This is a genomic window from Chitinophaga varians (genome assembly GCF_014529945.1).
Lineage (GTDB): Bacteria > Bacteroidota > Bacteroidia > Chitinophagales > Chitinophagaceae > Chitinophaga > Chitinophaga varians.
The window spans coordinates 225,022-246,936 of record NZ_JACVFB010000010.1 but is presented as its reverse complement, the minus strand read 5'-3'; the positions used below and the strand labels follow the sequence as shown (position 1 = coordinate 246,936).

The 21,915-nt window shown below is 53.4% G+C and carries 2 protein-coding genes; both read right to left on the bottom strand.

What is annotated here, in order from left to right:
- On the bottom strand, positions 1–1,955 hold a 1,955-nt coding region (locus ICL55_RS34755; protein ID WP_188106647.1), incomplete at its 3' end, for a beta-ketoacyl reductase.
- A gap of 52 nt (positions 1,956–2,007) precedes the next feature.
- On the bottom strand, positions 2,008–21,912 hold the full coding sequence (locus ICL55_RS34750; protein ID WP_188106644.1) for an SDR family NAD(P)-dependent oxidoreductase: 19,905 nt from the start codon (positions 21,910–21,912) through the stop codon (positions 2,008–2,010).
- Between the last annotated feature and the right edge of the window lie 3 nt (positions 21,913–21,915).

The following is a 21,915-nucleotide window of genomic DNA, read 5'->3' as shown; positions in this document are numbered from 1 at the left end:
TCCCACCTGGAAGACGGCACTTCCGTGATACAGTCTTTACCATCGCGCAGATTGCGCCAGTAGGCGTCGATATCGGCTGACTGCGGGTAGCGGCCACTCAGACCGATGATGGCAATGGGTTCGTTATGGAAAGGATGCGCGGCGGCTTTGAATGCGTTTCTCCCTTTCCTGCGACCGGAAGTTGCAGGCACAACATTCCCTGGTTGCGACGCTGTTGTTATCTGCTGCTGCGGTTCTCCGGCGGCAAGGCTTTGGGAAAGCCGGGCCGTATGCGAAGCCATAAAGTATGCTGCCAACTCCTGTACCGTCTGGTATTCGAAGAAAAGTGTTTTCGGCAAGGTGCCGAAAGTCTTTTCAAGCTCGGCTGTCAGGCTCATGGCCAGAATAGAGTCGATGCCATATTTTTCCAGGGGCGCCTGCGGATCAATCTTATGCGGGGCCAGTTTTAACACCGCGGCAAATTGCATGCACAGGTAGGCTATTGTTTTTTCTTCCGGATTTCCTGCAGGTGGTGTTACTGCCGCCGGTAAGGCAGCAGGTATAGTGTATTGAGGCGCAGGGTGGTCTTCCAGCAATGTTTTGCGCATCTGCGCCAGATTGCCTTCCATCACCAGCGTCTGACTGTATCCCTGTTCCAGGCTGTGGTAAAATGCGTACATCCCTGTACTGGCGGCCATCGGCTGCATGCCGAAGGTATGGCGTAATATCTCCCGGCCCTCTGTTCCGATCTGCATCCCTCCATCCTGCCACAGCGGCCAGTTGACGGACAGGGTGTGTCCACGCCGCCGGCCTGCCGTTACCTGCTGGTTCCGATAAGCGGCAAACTGGTCCATGAAACCATTGGCAGCAGCATAGTCGCCCTGACCAACATTGCCCATGAGCGAGGTCACAGAAGAAAAGAGCACCAGGAAATCCAGGTCGGTATCACTGGTGGCTTCATCCAGGTTCACGGTCCCTGTTACTTTAGGAGACAGCACATGGGTGAATTCATCGCCTGATTTCTTTATAATAAAATTATCTGCGATCATACCGGCGCAGTGGAGTATCCCATTCAGTGGTTTGTCTACCGTGCTGATGTCGGCTATGAGCCGCTTTACTTCCTCCCTGTCGGAGATATTCAGCTGCCGGTATTCCACCTGTTGATCCAGCACCGGTAACGCATCCAGTATCGATTTTTTGGCAGGCGTTAAGGTCGCGCGGCCGGTTAAAATAATGCGGGAGCGGGTGGTCTGCCGCAGTATTTCTTTGGCAAATACAAGTCCCAGTCCGCCCAGTCCGCCGGTGATCAGGTATACGCCCTGATCTTTGAAAGGCACTGCCGGCAGGTGTTCCGGCGTCAGTTCCTTCCAGTGTTGCGTATAACGGATACCGTCTTCATATTTAACAGCAGTGTCCTGCGGGCGGGAGCTGCTTTCCTGCAACTGCAACACCAGTGCGGCGGCTGTGAGCTGTAGTTCCGTCATAAGGACCTGGCCTGTCAGCAGCGGATTTTCCAGGGCAGCTGTTTTCAGCAATCCGGCAATCCCTGCCGGTAAAGACGGTACTTCTCCGCCGGCTACTACCAGCTGTAGGAGTATTTTCCCCGTAGGTTTGCTGTTCAGGATATTGCGGATTAGCTCAAAGCACGCCAACGCATATACGTCATACTGCGTGGCAACAGCCGATGTTTCACCGGCAGACAATGCCTGCACATGGCTTTGCGGCAGCAGGGCCCTGAGTTCCTGTTCCTGGGCTGCCGGCATCTCACACAGCAATACGTAATGTTGCTGGTAGGATGGTAACGACGCTACCGGCGACACAGCCGTTAAGGCCGGCTCCCATACCGGATGTGCCAGGAGCATCCCTTCAGCAGCAGACTCCTGCTGCTTTACGGCCCTGATCTTTTCCAGTGCTTCCTGACGGGAAAGCTTTCTGTTGAAAATATCCTGATATATTTTTACTAACGCTGATTTCATGTGTATAAGTTTGTTTTCACAACCGGTATCCGCTGTAGCAGCCTTTTACAAGTCAGTTTAATTCCGCAGCTTCTTCTGCTGACATTTCACTATTCAGAATTTTATCAATCACGTTATTGTAAAAAGCGTCGTCATAAGATTTACCATCTACCGCTATGGGCCTGGCTGCATCGCTTTTATCCTCCAGGTAGCGTGACGAGAAACCATGTAACTGCACGCAGATATTTCCCTTTGCATCGCACAGGTCTATGTCTACCTTGACGATCTTCGCTCCGGGCGGCATATCCTGCGCATAACGGGCCCATACGAACATCTCACTGGTGCAGGGCGCCATAATTTTCACCGATTCCAGTACAAACGGCAGCAGTGGCCGGGATGGCAGGTTATTCATATCAACCATTAGCCCGATGCATGCCTGCAAAGCGCAGTCCATCATGCCGGGATGCAGCAGCAATGCCTGTTGCCCTGCGGTGGCAGGCAGTTGCAGGTGTGCCAGCAACTGACGCGCTCCCATGTGTACCGTTATAATTCCCTGATGGGCCGGACCATAGTCAATCCCCATTTTGCTGAAGGCGTTGTAAATAGTATGCGGTAAAAGCTGTTCCCCCTGCATCTGTGTTTGCAGCTGCCGGAGATCAAGCGTAGCCTGTGCTGCCTGCCGGCGGATGACAACCTGTCCCTGACAATGCACGGTCTCCGTTTCTTCCGCCTGTTGGCTGCAGATATCAAAATCAATATTGCCGTTCTCATCTTCCGACAGCGCAATCGTTACCTGCCTGTACCCGGTGATGATAACAGGGTGCAACCAATGGGTATTACGCAGCTCCAGCATATATCCGTCCGCAGGTAATGGTGCCGCCTCCATGACGGCAGCCCTGGCCATTTCCAGGTAAGCTACGGCGGGCAATACCTTCCTACCGTTTACCTGATGATCACGCAGGAAGAACTCTTCTCCGGAGAAACCGGTAGTATAACTTTGCTGACGCAGATCGGAGGTATTGCGGTGCAGCAGCGGATGGAGCATTGTGGCAGTGTTTTCCGGCAACATAGCAACCGCCGGGCTTTTCGGCGTATGCAGCCAGTAACGTTCCTTTGCGAAAGGATACGACGGCAGGTGAACGCGTTGCGGCTGCTGCGCCGGGTATAGTTTCTGCCAGTCCAGCTCAAGTCCTTTGATCCATAAGTCCAGCAGCCCGGAGAGTTTATTAGCAGCCATCCATTTTTCCACGATTTCCTGCAGGTCGTTATCCTGGCCGAACAGCGTCTGAATGTCTTTGTTCCGGCGGGTTTGGCCGACCCATATATTTTCAACGCCCGGCACTCCCCTGATATAGGCCCGGAGTTTCTCCGCCAGTTTCGTCGCTGAGCTAACGATAAAGCCGATACGTTCTTCCATCGCTTCCCTTCCCACCTGTAACGTGTAGGCCAGGTCCACAAGGTGAACGGCGCCGTTGGCATTTTCCTGCTGCGCAAGGAGGAACTGCAGCAAGTCCGTCGCTTTCTGCTGCAACTGCTCTTTGGTCCTGGCAGAGAGTAAAATGATCACCGGCGTGCCGGCGTGTGGTAAGCGTCTGATATCAGTAGCAGGCAGGTATTCCTTAACGACCAGATGCACATTGGTACCACTGTGGCCGAAGGAGTTAACAGCAGCCATGCGCGGGCCATTGTTGACAGACGGCCATGCCACAACGGCTGTATTGATATAGAAAGGAGAAGCGTTGAATTCAATCAAAGGATTAACGGAAGTAAAGTTCAACAGCTTAGGCAGCTGACGGTGCTGCATGGACAACAATACTTTGATCAGCCCAATAACGCCCGCGGCTGCGGCGGTATGACCGATATACGATTTGGCGCTGCCCACAGCACAGAAGGCTTTATTGTCGGTAAACTGGCGGAAAGCCCGTACCAGCGCATTTGTTTCCACGGGATCGCCGAGGCGGGTACCGGTGCCATGCGCCTCCACATAACTGATCTGCTCCGGATTAATATTGAATTTCCGGTATACATCAACGATCAGTTTTTCCTGTGCAGCGCCATTAGGAGCAGTGATACCGTTGCTGGCGCCGTCCTGGTTGACACCCGAACCTGCTATCAGGCCGTATATCCTGTCTCCTGCCGCCACAGCGTCTTCCAGCCGTTTCAATACCACGATGCCGATTCCTTCAGACATGATCGTACCGTCTGCCGCCTGATCAAACGTAAAGCAGCGGCCACCGGGAGAGAGCATTTCTATTTCATCCAGCCGGACCAGCATCTGCTGCTCCAGGCAGGCATTAACACCTCCGGCCACTGCCAGGTCTGTTTCTTTGTTACGTAAACTTTCGCAGGCCAGATGCAACGCTACCGCTGAAGAAGAGCAACCGGTATTCACCACAAAAGCAGGACCGTTCAGATTCAGCATGTAAGACAACCGGGACGCAATGATAGCGTCTGAATATCCGGTAAAAGAATCACCGATATATCCCGTAGGCTCTGCGCCGATATAGATGCCGGTCTGCGTACCGGAGAGACTACGCGGATTGTATCCCGCATCCTCCAGCGCTTTCCATCCTTCCTGTAAAACCAGCCGCTGATGCGGATTCATAGACTCCGCTTCTTTCGGAGAAATGTTAAAGAACAAAGGATCGAAACAATCCCTGTCTTCAATAATTCCGCCCCACTTGCATCGGGTTTTGCCGGGCTGCTTGCGGGCGCTGAAAAAGTGGCGCTGGTCCAGGTAATGCGGCGGCAGCTCATCTACCCCATCTGTTCCCGTTATCAGGTTGTTCCAGAATTCGTGTATGTTCGCTGCTTTCGGGAATACACCGGATATGCCGATCACTGCTATGTCAACCGCTTTGGCAGCGGTGGAATTCCCTGATGTTCCTGCTCTGAAGGTGAAACGATGACGGGGTAATACGTTCACGCGGCTATCAGCGGGGCCTTCATAAGCCACCGTCGCCGTGGTTTCCCTCGCAGCAACAGGCTGCTCCGGTTGTTTTTCCATACCAGCCATCATCTGTATCTGATAGGCACCTGCGATATGTTTACACAAACGGTTTACCGACGAATGTTCGAAGATAACAGCGGTATTCAGCGTAATCGTCAGTGATGTATTGATCTGATTGATAAAACTTACGCCCAGGATGGAATCTATGCCGTAATCTGAAAATGCGATGTCCGGATCGATACTGTCAGCCGGTATCTTCAGTGTTGCTGACAAGCTATTCAATATGCCGGTACGGATATAGGCGGATACATCCTGTAAAGGCGCGGTGACGGCAGGTTTCATGGCAGGGCGTTGTACCTGTTTTTCTTTTGCCACAGCCGGGATGACCGGTGTTCTCTGATTCACTTGTTTAACAGACAGCTTTTGCTCGATCATACCGTCGCTTTGTGCCAGCATGATCTGTTGTCCTAATACATGCATCTCTGGTGCCGGGAACAATACGGAAGGGAATCCTTCTTCCTGCAACACCCGATTCCAGGTAGCAGGATACAATCCCGGGCTACCAGGCATCCGCAGCTCAGCATCTGCAAACAGCCACCAACCATCCAGCAAACCGAAGGTGAGATGACTGAAGGCCGTCTTCGTACTTAATTCATTCAGCAACAGATGACCGTGCTGATGCAGGAGGGCCTTTGCGTGCCGCAGCGTACTGCGTATATCCCTAGTGGCATGCAGCACATTGGTGGCTATTACCAGGTCGTACGTACCAACTTCAATACCCTGGCCGGCCACAGGCTGCTCAATGTCGAGACGCCGACATTGTATATAAGGATGATCGGGCACATAATTTTTTTCTGCATGGAAGAAAAATGCCCTGGAAAGATCGGTATAAGTGTATTGTTCAATGGATTGACGGAAAGGTTTTAATCGTGCAAAAACGATCGCGGATGTTCCTCCCGTGCCTGCGCCAATTTCCAGTATTTTCAGCCGTGCTGCCGGATCTGTTTCCAGTCTTTGCTGTATATAAGCCACTACTGCATTGGCGATCATTTCATTGAAGGTATCTGACAGGAGATTGTTTTTATAGACGCCTTCCACCTTTTCCATGGTGGAATTCGGGAAGATCACATCCGTTGCCGCGACTTTCCCCTGCAAAATTGATGGCAGTTGCTCCAGACAATCGCTCACCAATGTCACACGGCTGCGATGGCGCTCATCGGCCAGGTACTTTTCCCGTGCGGCCTGCCAATTCTTGCGGATGGTAGCGGTATCCACCGGTTGCCAGTCGCTGATAATACCCTCCTGCCATTGCAGAAAGCCGTGCCGACTAAGCATATCGAGACAGGTATTCCACCAGGAGATGTATTTAGCAGAGATATTACAAAGTCGGGGTAAATCCGCCACCTGCACCGGACTTGTGACGCCTGCTGCTTTCAGCAGCTGGTCAATTTCACAGTACAACAATTGCATCAGCCATGTTTCCAGTTCATTGGTAGCGGCGTCCTGCAACAGGTCTTTGATTTTTTCTTCCGGGATATCTATGGCATCTGCCGGGAATGGTATTGCGGGAGCAGACTTCGATCCCAACAGGCTTATACCCGTTTCGGGATGACAGTTCATGAGGGATTCAATATGCCGGGACGCTTTCATGCATAACACCTGTGACACACGGCCCTGGCGCAGTTGCTGCACAAAACGTGCAAAACAATCGTATCCCTGCGCATCTTCCAGTGCATCAAAATTATCTTTGTTATCTGCCACACTACCCAGCGAAGACTTCCAGAATCCCCAGTTGATAATGCCTACCGGAAATGCTGCCTGCCGGCGGATAGCCTGTACCAGGCTGTCTGCATAGGTAATACCACTCGCATAAGCGGAAAGCCGGGCTGCGCCGGAAAAAGCATACGCTTGTCCGGATGAGAAATAACACATAAAATCCAGTGGCTCCTGCTTCAGTGCCTCATAGAATATCCGGCTGCCATGGGCCTTGAGGTCAAATATCGCTCTGAAGGCAGCTTCTGTTGTCTGGTCCAGTGAATTTTCAAATTCGAATACCATCCCGGCAAAAACAGCTCCGTGTAGGACAGGATGATATTCTTTCATTTTGCCGACAGCCTGTTGCATCGCCGGCAGGTCTGTAACATCCGCCTGGATGTAGCGTAGCTTTCCGGGATATGCGGTAAACTGTTGCAAGGCTGTCTGTACCTGTGTGGAAGCTTCTTCGCTTCTTCCCATCCACACCACTTCCGCGTCATGTTTTTCTATCAGATGGCGGGTGATCACCTTTCCGATAGTACCACTGCCGCCAACGATCAGATACACGCCACCGGTGCGGATAGCGGAAGTTGCGGTGGTATCGGGATGCAGTCTGAACAAAGTCTGACGATAACGTTTTCCGGAGAAGAGTTTAAATACTTCTCCCCTGTCGGCAGGCGGTTCGTGGTGCACCGCCTCCAGCACGTTCCGGCAGCCTTCCCTGGTGGTGATGTCTGTGGAAGACAGGTCCAGATTTCTGACGCGGAACTGATAATTACCTTGTGCCAGCGAGTAGGCCAGCCCGGTAATGCCTGCTCCTGTAAAGCTGTTAGGCAGCCCATGAATAGTTTGTGTATCCAGTGTCAGGATATAAGTCTCCACCCTGTCCTTCATCTTATGGAATTGTTTCAGGGATTTGACCAGCCGCAATAATTGTATTTCGTTGCTTTCCTGTTCTTGTACCAGCGTTTCCGGCTGCATTGCCGCCGACGGCTGCTCCGGCAGGGAAAGGAAATAGAGCGTGTCAATGTTTTCAGTATGCCCCAGGCAGGTACGGAAGCCGTCGGCATCAGCGATGCCGCATTGCCATTCAAGCTCCGACAGCTGGGCGGTTTTATCTGCCACGCGGATGAAGGTTACGCTGGCATGACGATGATATTGCCGTATGGCTTCTTCCAACAGCGCATTTCCGCCACAGCATACCACCAGTATGTTTTCACCCGCAACGAGTTCCGGCTGCTGTAATACCGCCTCTTCTTCCCATCTGCTCAGGTAACTGACATGGTCCCATTCGTGATCCGCCGTCGTAAGAGGATGGGCCACAGGTGCTCCGAATGCAAGGCCGGTGATGATGACGGCAACATTGCCCGATGCATCACACAGATCAATGTCTAACACCACGCTGCCGCTACCCGGCTGTGTTCCCGACGCACAACGTATCCACGCATACAGCTCTCCCGCACAGGCGGACATCACTGTCAGCGATGCTACCGATATGGGCGTCAGAGATGCGGCCAATACATCGCAGGCCATCAGTACACGTTGCATCACCTCAGGATGCAACAGGCACTGCGCATACTCTCCGGCGATGGTGGATGGCAGCTTTAACAATAACTGCTGATGTCCTTTGTATAACATCTGGTCCGGGTTAGCGGTATCTGCTTCCAGCTGTGCTGTCAGCGCGGCGATATCCAGCGCTGCCACCTGCGGATTTTCGCCGAAGGAGGCTTTCCCACGGAAGAAAACTTCCTGATCATCCCCACCTATTTCATAGCTCAGTTGCGCATCGTTGTCGGCCGACAATACGATGCTGATATTTTGGGCACCGCTGATCAGGGCGGGTTGCTCCCACACAGCATCATACAGCGTGATCACGACGTTATTACCGGCAACAGGCAGCGCCAGTTGAACGGCAGCCCTGGCCATTTCCAGGTAAACACCCGCCGGTATTATTTTGTGCCCCACGGCAGTAGCATCCCCGAGGAAATGCTCATAACCTCGGAAAGTAGACTGATAGCGCTGTTGCAGCAAATCGGCCGTATTGCGATGCACCAATGGATGCAGTAAGTCTACGCCGGCGGCGGACCGTTGATGCGTAGCAGTTATCCAGTAACGGTCTTTGGCAAACGGATAAACGGGCAGGGCTATACGTTGTAGTGTATCATCACCATAGAATTTCTTCCAGTCAATGACCAACCCTTTTACCCAAAGCTCCAGCAGTTTGGATAATTTTCTGCGGGCAATCCATTTATCGATCGCTTCTTTCATATCGTCATCATCATTGATGATGCTCATGTCTTCACTGTTACGTTTTATCTTGCCCTGGCAGGTATCTTCGATATCTTCCCTGCCGTCCAGGTAGGCTTTGAGTTTTGTCGTCAGGTCCTCCACTGAGTTTGTCAGCAAGCCGAAACGCACTTCAAATTCTTCCCTGCATACCTGGAGGCTGTAAGCCAATGCCGGCAGATCTATGGCCGGAGCGGCGCCAACAAGACGGTATACATCCGCCACTCTTTGTCTTAATTGCTCCGCTGTTCTGGCAGAAAGCAGGACCATCACTTTTTCGCCCGGTTTTGTGGATGGCACAGTGGTATTTTCCACAGGGCGTTGATATTCTTCTATGACTACATGCGCGTTGGTGCCGCTGCGGCCGAAGGCACTGACCGCACCCATGTATGGTTTATCGTGTATCCGTTTCCAGGTGCGCGTTTCCTTATTGATAAAGAACGGACTGTTATGCCAGGAGATATAATCGTTTTCTACTCCGCAGTGCAGGCTGGCAGGAATCTGCCGGTGCTGCATGGCTTTCAGCAGGTTGACCACGCTCACCAGGCCGGAGGCGGCCAGCGTGTGTCCTACATTGCTTTTACAGCTGGTCAGTGCGCAATGCGCCTGCATTGCGTTGTCGCCCTGCAGCTTTTTAAAAGCTTTCACCAGTGCATTTATTTCAACCGGATCGCCCAGTTTGGTACCGGTACCGTGCGTCACGATGTACGACAGGTTGCGGGTATCGATCTGGTTATCTGTATACATTCTTTCAATTAATTCCGCCTGTCTGTCTCCGTTGGGTGCCGTCACGCCGTTCGTTTTACCGTCGAAGTTGATCCCGCTGGCGCGGATGACGCCATGGATAGCATCGCCGTCGGCAATAGCGGCAGACAATGGTTTGAGCAGCAGTACCACTATTGATTCTCCCACCCCGATGCCACCAGCATGTTTTGAAAAAGTGTGGCAGCGGCCATCTTCCGACAACATCCCTGCGTTGCTCATCATCACATAACTTTCCGGAGAAAGCAGTAAAGAAATTCCAGCCACCATCGCCGCTTTACATTCACCCTGGCGTAGACTGGCCACTGCCTGGTGCAGTACTACCAGTCCGGATGAGCAGGCCGTATTAGTGGCTATGGCAGGGCCGTGCAGGTCAAGGAAATAAGACAGCCGGGAACTAATCATGGCGTTACCGCTGGTCGTTATTCCCTGTTGCCCCGTGAGCAGGTCGTACTGCCCTTCTTCCATGCCTACAAACACGCCCACGTTTTGTCCTCTGAGGTCCTGTGGTGATATGCGGGCATCTTCTATAGCGCGGTAAGCTTCCATGAGGAGCAGGCGCTCCGCCGGGTCCATCTGTTCTGCCTCGCGGGGGGATATTTCAAAGAAGAGCGGATCAAATTCATCAACGCCATGGATAAAGCCTCCTTTGTTGGTGGTGATGCGATTGTTCGTATCACCCGGCGCCGTGAAGTACTGGCGCCAGTCCCACCGGGAAGCAGGTATCTCGGTAATGGCATCTTTTCCTGTCGCCAGTATATCCCAGAACTGCTGCACATTTTCTGCCTGCGGGAACCGACCGGACATGCCGATCACGGCAACGGGTTCCTGATGCCTGATGGCAGGTAAGGCAGGCTGTATCCGGGATGCCAGCGGTCGTAAAGCCGCTGGTTTCGGCGCAGCGGATACTTGCTTATTATCAGTAACGGCTATACGATAAAATGCTTCCAGTGGTGTGGCATGTTCCCGGATAAGATAGTCGCTCAGCTTACCGATAGTAGTGGCACTGAAGAATATAGCGGGCGTCACTTCCACGCCGAAATGATCAGTCAGCATTTTCGCCAACCGGCTCAGACCGATAGAGTCAAATCCATAATCCGTGAGGTTCCTGTTATCCTGTAGTTGCTGCTGATTGATTTTAGTTAGTGTAGCCACCTGCCGTTTCAGGTCCGCGGCAATACATTCCTTCAGGGAAAGGCCCTCGTATCCTGGTTTCCACCCTTTACCGGTGGTAGACGGCACAGGCATATTTTCGGGTACAGGCGCAAACGGCTGATACAGGCGGTGTAACGTTTGTTCTATACGATGCGGTACGCCCAGCATCACCAGCGTTTGGGTGGCGGCTGACCGCATGATATCATGCCAGAGCGATAGGCCTTCGGTTGTCTGCAAGGGCTCCTGACCGCTGCTCTTCAGATAGAAGGCAGTCTGCTGCGCATCACCGGCGGTCATGCCTCCTTCTTTCCATAATGGCCAGTTGATGACCGTTGTTTTGTAATGGTCGCCCTTCTGCTCACGGTGACGGGCATACGCCATCTGGAAACGGCTGGCCACCGCATAGTCGCAGGAACCGAAGTCGCCCACAAAAGCAGCCACCGAAGAGAAGTAGCAGATAAAGTCCAGCGAAGGCTGATCAAATATTTCATTCAGCCATACCGATCCGCTGGTTTTAGGACGCAGTACCTGATTGATGGCGGCCGTTGACCTGTTATAGAATGGTTCGGCCGCTTCAACGCCAGCGGCATGAATGATGCCGGAAAGGTTAAATGGTAATGTAGCTTGTAAAGTCAATAGCGCATCTCTGTTACCAACATCGGCGGAATGGTAATATACTTCCCCGGCGCCGGCGTCTTTCAGCGCCCGCACCTGTGCTTCTATAGCGGCATTGACGGGGCGCCGGCCTACCAGCAACAGGTTCGCCTGATAGTTTTCCGCGAGATAGCGTGCAAACTGTAATCCCAGGCTGCCGCAGCCGCCGGTAATCAGGTAACTGCCCCGCTGTTTCAGTACGGCTTCCTGCATCCTGTTATCAGGCGCTGCTGATTCCAGCGATAACAGGTATTTCTTACCCGCGGTATGCCACCATATGCCGCGGAGTGGCCATGTTGTCTCCCGTAATTGTTGGGATATACCGGCAACGGTATCTGTATAAAGAATAGACACCTCCACATTAGGCAACGTTAATTTCAGCGACCGCTCAAAGCCAATCCAGGCGTAGTCCCAGCAGGTATCCGCCTCCGCAGGATGATAACATCCCAGCAGCGTTACGCGACGCACAGCCACTGCCGCTGTTTTCACCGCCTTCAACAAATCAAATAACCGGTGTACGCCTGCTTCGCCCAGCGCTGCTGCCCAGGTACAGATAATATGTAAAGGCTTTTTCTGTGCTGTAGCTACCTGTTGCAGGATGGTGCTGATATCCTCCGGGCGATCAGGGCGGCACTGGTACAACTGCGGCGTCGCCTGTAGGTACGAATCTGCCTGTTGTACCCAAACTACCTGCGACAATGCAGGAGCAGCCTGCTTCCGTAATGCCTTGTCTGTAAAAATGATCATTTGCAGATCACCGGGCGCAGCCGCCGTATCTGTGTAGGTTGACTGCTCCCGCCAGTATTCCCGGAAGAAGTGTGTCTGTGCTGCTGTTGTCTCCGCAGAAGGCACTGACGCAGCCGTCTGTATGCTGCCCAGGGAAAGTGTTTTCAGTTGCACGCACACATTCCCCGCTGTATCATACAGCTCAACATCTGTCCGGAGTGTTTCATCCGCCGGGTGGCAGTCTTCCTGTAAACGAGCCAGGATAAACATCTCCGACATGCAGGCGCCTGTTATCTGCACCTCCTGCACGCTTAGCGGCATACCGGAACGTGGATGGCTACGGAGAGCATCTGCGGTACGGACGATATGTTCCATGACGGCCGGAGAAAGTATAAAGCCCTGTTGAGAGGCAACGGTATGATCTGTCAGTTTCAGGCAGGCCAATACCTGGTTATCTCCCAGATAAATTTCTTTTATCTCCTGATGGGAAATAATACTATTTCCTTTCTTCATCTGCCCCATAAGCTGCGTTACCGCTACCCTTTCCCGCATTGGCGCCGGGATCATTCTTACCTGTCCCTGGCTGTGGATGATTTCCTGCTGTACCGCCTTACTGCTGATTTCATAATCTATAAAGCCATTGTTGTTTTCATACAGGGAGATGGAAAAGGTTGTCTGCGGCGTTACCGCCATCGGCGCTGCCCAGATAATGTTACGCAGTTCCACCATGCCGGCAGTTGCCGGAAGTGCCTGATCAACGGCTGCCAGCGCCATTTCCAGCGAGAGCAGTGCGGGCAAGGATTTCGGGCCGTTGCCCGGATAATGCGTCAGGAAGTTTTCGCTTCCGCTGAAGACAGTACTATAAGATTGTTGATGCAACACCGACGTATTCCTGTGCAGCAACGGATGTAACACCGGCCCTGCACCTGCGGCATCGGCGATATCTGCTTCCGCCTCCGCCCAGTAGCGTTCTTTGGCAAAAGGATACCCTGGCAGACTGACTTTCCGCGGTCTTACAGGCCCCATCAGTTGGCCCCAGTCCAGTTCATGTCCTTTCACCCACAGGCTGGCGAGGTCGGCCAGCTCTTGCTGCTGCATCCATTTCTCCGGTACTTCAGGTGTAAGTATGTTTGCTGCCCGCTCCTTTGTTCCTTTGAACACCTGATCGATATATTGTTGCCCATCGGCATACGCCTGTAATTTTCCGGTCAGTTCGGACACGGTATGCGCCACAACGCTCAGGCGCTCTTCCATCGCTTCCCTGCCTGTTTGCAGCGTATAGGCAATCGCCGCAGGATCAGTGGGTTTCTCCCGATGGATATAATCCAACAGATCTTTTACCTTTTGTGTCAGCTGTGCTGCTGTTCTCGCAGACAGCGGGAAGATATAACCGCTGCCCCCGGAATGGGCGCTAACGGTAGTTTCAGGTAAGGCCGGATGTTCGGCGATGACCAGGTGTGCGTTGGTACCGCTAAAGCCAAAAGAACTGATGGCGGCTGTTCGTATAGCCGTTTTAGGTAGTTCCCATGCTTTCAGCGTGGTGTTCACATAAAACGGGCTGTTGTCCAGGCTGATATGTTCATTCAGCTTTTCAAAGTTGACAGCCGGTGGCAGCTGTTTGTATTTCAGGGCCATGAGCAGCTTGATCACGCCGGCAACGCCGGCAGCCATCAGGCAATGGCCGATATTACTCTTTACAGATCCCAGTGCACAGTAGGCTTTTTCTGAAGTATATTTTGTGAAAGATTTCACCAGCGCTTCCACCTCAATAGGATCTCCCAGTTTGGTACCGGTGCCATGTGCTTCTACCAGCTGTACGGCGGCCGGATCAATCTTGTATTTATCATAGATATCCTGTTGCAGGAGCGTTTGCGCCTCCGCATTCGGCGCGGTAATACCATTGGTTTTACCATCCTGGTTGGTGCCCCAGCCACGGATCACGCCCAGGATATTGTCCTGGTCCCGTGCTGCGTCTTCCAGTCTCTTTAGCAGCACCACTCCCACGCCTTCACCGGGGACAAAGCCATTAGCGCGCTGATCGAACGTATAACATCTGCCATCCGGCGATAGCATGCCCATCTGTGCTGTTTTGATATGCATGTCTGCGCCGGCAGCGATGTAAACGCCTCCCGCCAGCGCCATATCGCTTTTACCGAGGACCAGGGAGTCACAGGCATGAGCGATAGCCACCAGTGAAGAGGAACAGGCCGTATCAATAGACAGGGATGGTCCCTGCAGATTCAGGAAATAGGAAATCCTGGCCGCCAGGATGGAGTTGTCGCCGCCGGTAAAGCCCTGGGCGCTTATCTGCAGCTCTCTTGACAGCAGGTGATAATCCCCCTGTCCGCATCCCGCGAAGACGCCGCATTTGCTGCCGGCCAGCGATGACGCATTATATCCTGCGTGCTCGATGGCATGCCAGCAGGTCTGTAAAAACAGGCGCTGCTGCGGGTCCATGCGCTCTGCCTCTGACGGGGAGATATTAAAGAACAGCGGATCAAAAAGATCGTATTCATCCAGGGCGCCCATCCATTTGCTGTAGGTTTTTCCCGGCGCCACACTGCCCGGCTGATAGTATTTGTCCATATCCCAGCGTCCGGCCGGCACTTCGCGGATACAGTTCTTCCCTGCCGCAATGTTCTGCCAGAACGCTTCCACATCGTTCGCTTCCGGGAACTGTCCTGCCATACCGATCACCGCAATGGCTTCCGTAGTATGTTTTGCAGGAGCTGCTGTATTGGATGCTGTCCGCGGGTTTTGTGGCGCAACGGTTTCCGGCTTGTCGACCGGCGCCTGTGGCTCCGGCATGCTATCCGCCGGCAACGTTCCATGCTTCTCCGCTTCTTCTTTCACAAAAAGGCTGAACTGTGCCAGGTTGGGATAACTGTATACTTTGGTAGCGTTGATCGCCGTCTTATATTTTTCGTTGATTTTTCGAATGAAGGTGACACCTGTAATGGAGTCGAGGCCCAGCTCTACAAAGGGCCGGCTTTCATCGAGCTCCGCTTCCTCCATATGCAGTTCCTGTGCCAGCAGGGTTTTAAGTCCCGCGGCAATAGCGGCCAGCAGATGGGCGGAAGAAGGGGTGTGCGGCAGTGAATTGGCCACAGGTGTTTCCCCTGCTGCCTGCTGATCGGAGAAATTGTTTTCAATCTCTTTCAGTGTTTCGGAGCTGCCTACAAATGTTTGTTCATGCATCGCCAGTTCCAGTGCGTAGTTCTCTTCCAGCTGCCTGTGCAGATGGGCCGTGAGCTGTTGTTTCAGCGTCACCAGGCTCTCCCGGGAATTTTGTGCGATGGTTTCCGCCAGCGCAAATGCCGCTGTATGTATCTTTTTTCTGGACAATACCGGAAGCTGCATACCTCTCTCCCTCAACCGGCTGCCAGTGTATTCTACCGCTGTCAGTAAGGTTTCCCGGGCAAGATCGTAGCCGGTCTTATCCGGGAAGATCAGGTTGGCGCCCGCGCCCGGCGTAAACCCATAACGCATATACGGACTTACGTAATGACTCTCTTCGCTGAACAGGATGATGTCTGCGAACATGCCAATAGACCAGCCCGCGCCGATACCATGGCCCTGCATCGCGGCGATGACCGGAATGCTGCATTCCATCGCCAGGTGGTAAATTTTAGCATCGGTAAATTTCATTTTACCATCCTGGATATCGAGTAACATTTCTTTGGTACCGCCGGAAGCAAAGTAGTTGTCATAGCCGGTAAGCACCACCACCTTATAAACCGGATTAGCGGCGATATGGGCAAATACTTCCCGGATACCGTCAATAAATGCGTCGGAGAACATGTTCTTCGCTTCCCGGTCTTCCATCTTCACTTCCAATATGCCCGCGGGATGCACGGTTGCGCCGATAACAGCAGACCGGAGGGCAACAGGGCCCGGGGCCGGCAATACGGCGGCTGTTTCCGATTTTTCCGGCCACGCGGACTGCTGTTGAATTTTTTCCCGGAAGAAGTTCACCCGGTCCCGTTTCCAGCTGCGGACAACTGTTGATGGCAACCGTGTCATGGAAGCTGCGAGGGCCTTAGCTTTGGCCAGCACGTCCCCTTTTCCGGCGATGGCCGCCGCGGGTGCCAGCTGCTGCAATTCTCTACCGGTGTAAGTTTTACCGGTCATTAATATTTCCTGGCTGGTATAACGCCCCAGTGTATACGAAAATATGGCCGCAGCCGATTGCGCCAGCTGTGGAATTTGCAATAAACCGGATAAAGTATAGACAGCGGTTTCGTTGTAGATGCAGGCATCGCTGTACTGGCTGATCAGCCAGCCGATACCGCCGGCGCCGGCTTCCAGTGCGGTCACCACCGGAACGGCGGAGGAGAGCAACAAGTCCGTCAGCGCCCGTACTTCTGCCGCAGTAGTCGCCGTGGCGGATACCGGTATAAATTCAGCCTCGTTGCTGTAAAGCACGATCGCTTTGCAGGATGTTCCCTGGTTCACTTGTGTGATCACCTCTTTCAGGCCGGCAACAAGGTTTTTCAGGGTAAATTTCTTCGTGTTGAAATGTAGGTCAATGGTCAGTATGCCTGCCGGAGCACTGCTGAGCTTCAGCAGATGGGAGCCGGAAGTAATAGGGTCAATGCTGCCTGTCGGCGCGCTTTCGTTTTTCCATGCTTCAACGATCGTCAGTTTTTCTGTCAACGCAGCGATATGACGGCCCAGGTGTTTTTTCAGCAAATGCAGCGACGCTGCCGGCCTGGATGCCAGATCTGACGCTAACTGGTGTGCACAGGAGATCACCTCCGCTGCCGGCACCATGGGACAGCTCCAGCCTTTACGCTGCAGTTCCTTCCCTGTGGATGCAGTGGCATGGTATAAAAAATCACCCGCCGCCGCCTGCCCGAAACGTTCCCTGAACAGTAACTCCTCCTGTATGGTAGGGAACAGTCCCCCTGCGGTATCTGTATAGCTGTATGTCCCTTCCAGGCTGCATATCATAAAATCGCACAGCGCCCCTGCCAGGAAGCCTGCACCCGCAGCGTCTCCCTCCATGGCGGCAATAACGGGGTGCGGGAAAGCCACGATGGCCTGATACAGCTGTTGTTTGACAGCTTCATTACAGGAACCTCTTCCTCCCTGCAGGAAGCTGTTGCGGCCTCCCTGCAGCATCAGCACTTTCACGGCCGGGAGCTGTTGCACAAAAGTAAGCGCATGGCGCAATTGTGCTACCAGTTCTCCGGACAGCACAGGACCGGAGATACTGATCACATAGACACCGTTACCATGATCAAACAGTTGTATGGCCGTAGTATCTTCTTCCGGAGTACCGGTTGCCAGGGCCGTATCAGGAAGGATAACTGCTACCCTGTTCCCGGAGCGCTGCTGCATGGCTGCGATATTCAGCGCTCCGGGCGTCATCAAAGATATTTTGGTTGGTTTTTGAATTTCCGGTAGCTGAAAGACGAATCCGGCGCCAACGGCGTCGGGTATACGTACTTGTTTAGGGGTGGCCGGTCCCTTGTCAGTGGCTGGCAGCAGCGAAGATGCCACTGTCGCAACGGCTGTTGGCGCTTTGGGGGCAACAGGTATCCAGTGCCGTTCTTTGGAAAAGGGATAAACAGGCAGACTGATTAAGCGGGGAATACCTGTTGTATACAGTTCAGACCAGGCAACCTCATGACCGGTCACCCACTGTAGGGCCATCTTCGCAAGGGGGCTGCCGGAGAGCGGCAGCGTATCTGCTGCCGGTTGACCTGCGGTGCCGGTCCATATGTCTATGGCAGGAGCGCCAGTCAGCCATTGCTGCAGCTGCTGTTGCAAATCCTGCCAGTCACTCACCCTGATGGCCAAACGATGTTTCATAGCTGTACGGCCGGTCTGCCAGCTATAGAGCGCAGCGGTAAAGTCCGTACTGCCGGCGCCGTTAGCCATCCATTCCAACACCTTCGCAGCGTAATCCTGTAGCCTTTCCTTGCTGAAGGCCGACAGGACAAATAAGTTCTCCCGCAGGGAAATATTTTCGGGTGCTGCTTCCAGCAATTCCTGCACCACCACATGCGCGTTGGCGCCACCGGAGCCAAAACTACTCACCCCGGCCAGCAGCGGATAGGGTGTCTTCCATGGTGCCGGTTGGTGCTGTATATGAAAACCGGTATCCTGAAGATGGATTTTCGGATTCAGTGTCTGATAGTTGATAGACGCAGGCAACTGCCGATGCTGCATGGCCAGTACCACTTTCAGCAGGCCGGTGATGCCTGCGGCAGATTCCAGGTGCCCTAAGTTGCTTTTAACAGAACCTATGGCGCAGGCGCCAGCCCAATCTGCGGGCACAGATTTATAGTAGGCTGTTTTGATGCCCTGTATTTCAATGGGGTCTCCCAGCGAAGTGCCGGTGCCGTGGGCTTCTATGTAGCTGAGCTGCTGCGGCCGGATACCCGCATTTTTCCAGGCAGCTGTATAGAGTTCACTTTGTTTTTGCGGGTTGGGGACCGTTAACCCACCACCAAGGCCGCCATGGTTAACGGCACTGCCTTTAATGACAGCGTGGATATGATTCCCGTCTGCCATCGCCTGCCGCAAAGGTTTCAGCAATAACATCACGGCGCCTTCGGCCCTTACGTACCCGTTGGCCGTGGCATCAAACACTTTGCAACGGGCGTCCGGTGCTAACATGCCCGCCTGTTGATAGGCGATGGACAGTTCGGGATGGCAGATGAAGTTCACCCCGCCAACCAATGCGGTGCTACATTCCGCGGCGTGCAGTGACCTGAGCGCCGTATGCAGTGCTACCAGAGAGGCAGAGCAAGCGGTGTCGATCGTCAGACTGGGACCATTAAAATCAAAGAAGTAAGAAAGCCTGTTGGCCAGTACCGCCAGCGAGCCGCCAATGGCGTGATGCGCCTGCGGCGCCATGCCGGCAGCCTGCATTAAACGGGAATAGTCGCAGTTGCTGGCGCCGATAAATACGCCCGTATCCGTACCTTTCAACGTGGCAGGCACGATAGCAGCATCCTCGAGGCATCCCCAGGCCAGCTGCAGTAACATACGTTGCTGCGGATCGGTGATCTGCGCTTCTTTGGGAGACATCCGGAAAAAAGCGGCATCAAAGGCATCCGCGTGATGCAGGAAACCGCCCTGCCCTATCCCGGGATAGTCGGCCTCGGCAGGCCATTCCCCTCTTTCCTGCGGATAGCGGCTGATCATGCATTCGCCGGAGGCCAGTACACGCCACAGGTCATCTGCCGACTCAATGCCGCCGGGCAACTTACAGGAGATTCCTATAATGGCAATATCTGTATCGGGTATATCATCAGCGGTGGCAGCAGCTGCCGGCAGGCGATCTGTTACAGCATCTCCGGCAGCGGTATCATTGGCGGCTGCCAGCTCAGCAGACAGATAAGCCATCACCTTGTCCAGGTTATTATACTCAAAGAAAAAACCCGGCTGCAATTCCAGCTGGTATTTTCTTTCTATCTGTTTCTGCAACGCCATCAGGTCAACGGAGTTCAGTCCCATCTCCATCACCGGCCGGTCAAACTCCGCACTGACATCGATATCCAGCAAGGCAGCAACCTTCTCCTGCAAAAACTGCCGGAGATCAGCCTGGCTGAACATCGTCTTTTCTTTGGCAGGGGGCGTTACGGTGTGGCTTCTCCCGCTCTGTCCCACCCTGTTGAGGATATCATACATGACCAGTACGCCATACCCCTGATTCGCATAATCGAGCGGACGGTAATTGGCCATCGGTTTAACGATGCTGGCGCCATGTGCATCATGGAAAGCCAGGATGGGGTCCTGCCGGTTGTCTTTCAGGCGGATGTACTGTTCCATGGACAATCCTGCGGCAGCGTCGTATTTCTTACACAGACTTACCGCCACCACACGAACGATGCCCGGCACCAGGCTGCATCGTTGCAGCATAAACTCCAGCAGCTGATCACCGTAACCAAACTGTTGTGAATCCGGATGGATGTTTACCGCGATCAGCTGTATGATCGCCCCGCCGGGGTCGTGCAATTCATGCACGTTGCCGGCGTGATAGTTTTCCAGTGCCGCGTCGTTGGCGATGCGCTGGCTGTAGATCACACCCAGCACCTGTCCTTCTTTTTCCAGTACAAACTGCCCCTGCGGATACTGTTGCACACGGGCCAGCAACTGTGCACGTGACGTTCTTAGCTGCTCCGCCCAACATAATGATTCCAGTTGTATCAGACTCTCCACATCATGTTCCGTGGCAAAACGTATCTGGTAATCGCGCTTTGCCAGGTGATGCAGGCTCTCCACACAAAAGGCTGACAGTCGCGGATAGCGCTTCACCTGGTATTGATTGAACAGTCCTGCGTTGGCTGCCAGTATCAGAAAAGCTTCTGCGCTGATCAGCTGTTGCTGCGTCAGGCCACGGATGGTATCGAGATAAAAACTTTCCGATCTGTCGAGATACTCCCCTGCTTTATGTACCGGCAGCGGATGTGATGCCAGTATCAGCAGCGGCGATTTGCCAATGCTGCCGGCCCAGTTCTGCAGGTGCTGCCGCCAGTAACTAAGTACCGTCCGGGCATGCAGTAGTTGACTATCGCGGCCAATATAATATTCCGGCTGACCTGCCACCAGCGGGGTTACCGCTTCATTCACCTCCTGTTTCACGTCAACCCCTACACGTCGATGGGAAAAAGCATGTATATAACATACGTCTCCGTCAGCGGCCAGTCCATAAGCATTCAGCGCTTCCCTGATCTCATGAGGTTGATGAATATCAGCAGATATCGTATGATAGTTCATACCATCCGGCAATGTGGTTGCATTGTCTCCATTGATGCAGATCAGCATCAACGGATGTGTGTTCAGTTGGCGGCCGCGCCATGTATCCAGATGAATAATATCAGCGATAACTGCCGGCGACACGCCATCCATTACGATAGCGCGTGGTTGTTTTTCTATCGGAAGCTGATTAAAAACAGTTGTTATCTCATGCCGGAAGTCAGGCAGCACGCCTTCTTCAGTCTTATCGGTATCAGCTTTGATGTCTCTGTTTATAAACTCAACAGCCTCTTTCAGCCCGGGAATCGGACTGCCGTCGCCAAACAGCATACCGCTCATATGGCGCAGCATTGTGTGGCATGCAGCGAGGCGCTCCCATGGCCCGGCTTGCAGCATATACCGCCCTTCGGGCGTCAGGCGGCTTTTATCCGGTGTAACCCAGCGTTCCTGTGTAAACAGTTTTCCCAGGGCCGTTACAAGCTTCTTATCTAACCCGCCGATCAGGGCAGCGAAACTATCTTCTTCTCCTTCCGGTGTATCCCTATATAGCAAAGCTGCCATCAACAGCGCTACCAGCGCGCCTTGCTGCAGTTCCTCCGTCATGGTGGGCGCGTCCTGTTTTTTTAACAGCAGCTTTTCAATTTTCTCCGCCAGCTGCCTGGCATACGGCTGCTGTTGCAGTAACGCCTTCGGCGGCACGGCATAGAAGGCTGTCAGGTCCTGATCAGACAGGTTTTTACCCACCCGGCTGGTGAGCCGGTAGGCATCCTTGTCATTTTTCTCCAGCCAGCCTAACGACTCCAGCGCCTGAAGCGCTACCGAAAAGTAACCTTCCTGTGCGTGCAGTTCCTTCATCAGCGCGGTACGCCTCGAGAATTTATTTTCATCTAACAGGGCAAACAGTCCTTGCTTAGCACAAGCTTCTATGATAGGTACAGCCACATAGCCATGACAGCAAAACTTCAGTAGTTTCAACATCTG

Bases quoted from the DNA above. Each gene is read 5' to 3' on its own strand.
- ICL55_RS34750 (WP_188106644.1), bottom strand. From the start codon at position 21,912: ATGTTGAAACTACTGAAGTTTTGCTGTCATGGCTATGTGGCTGTACCT.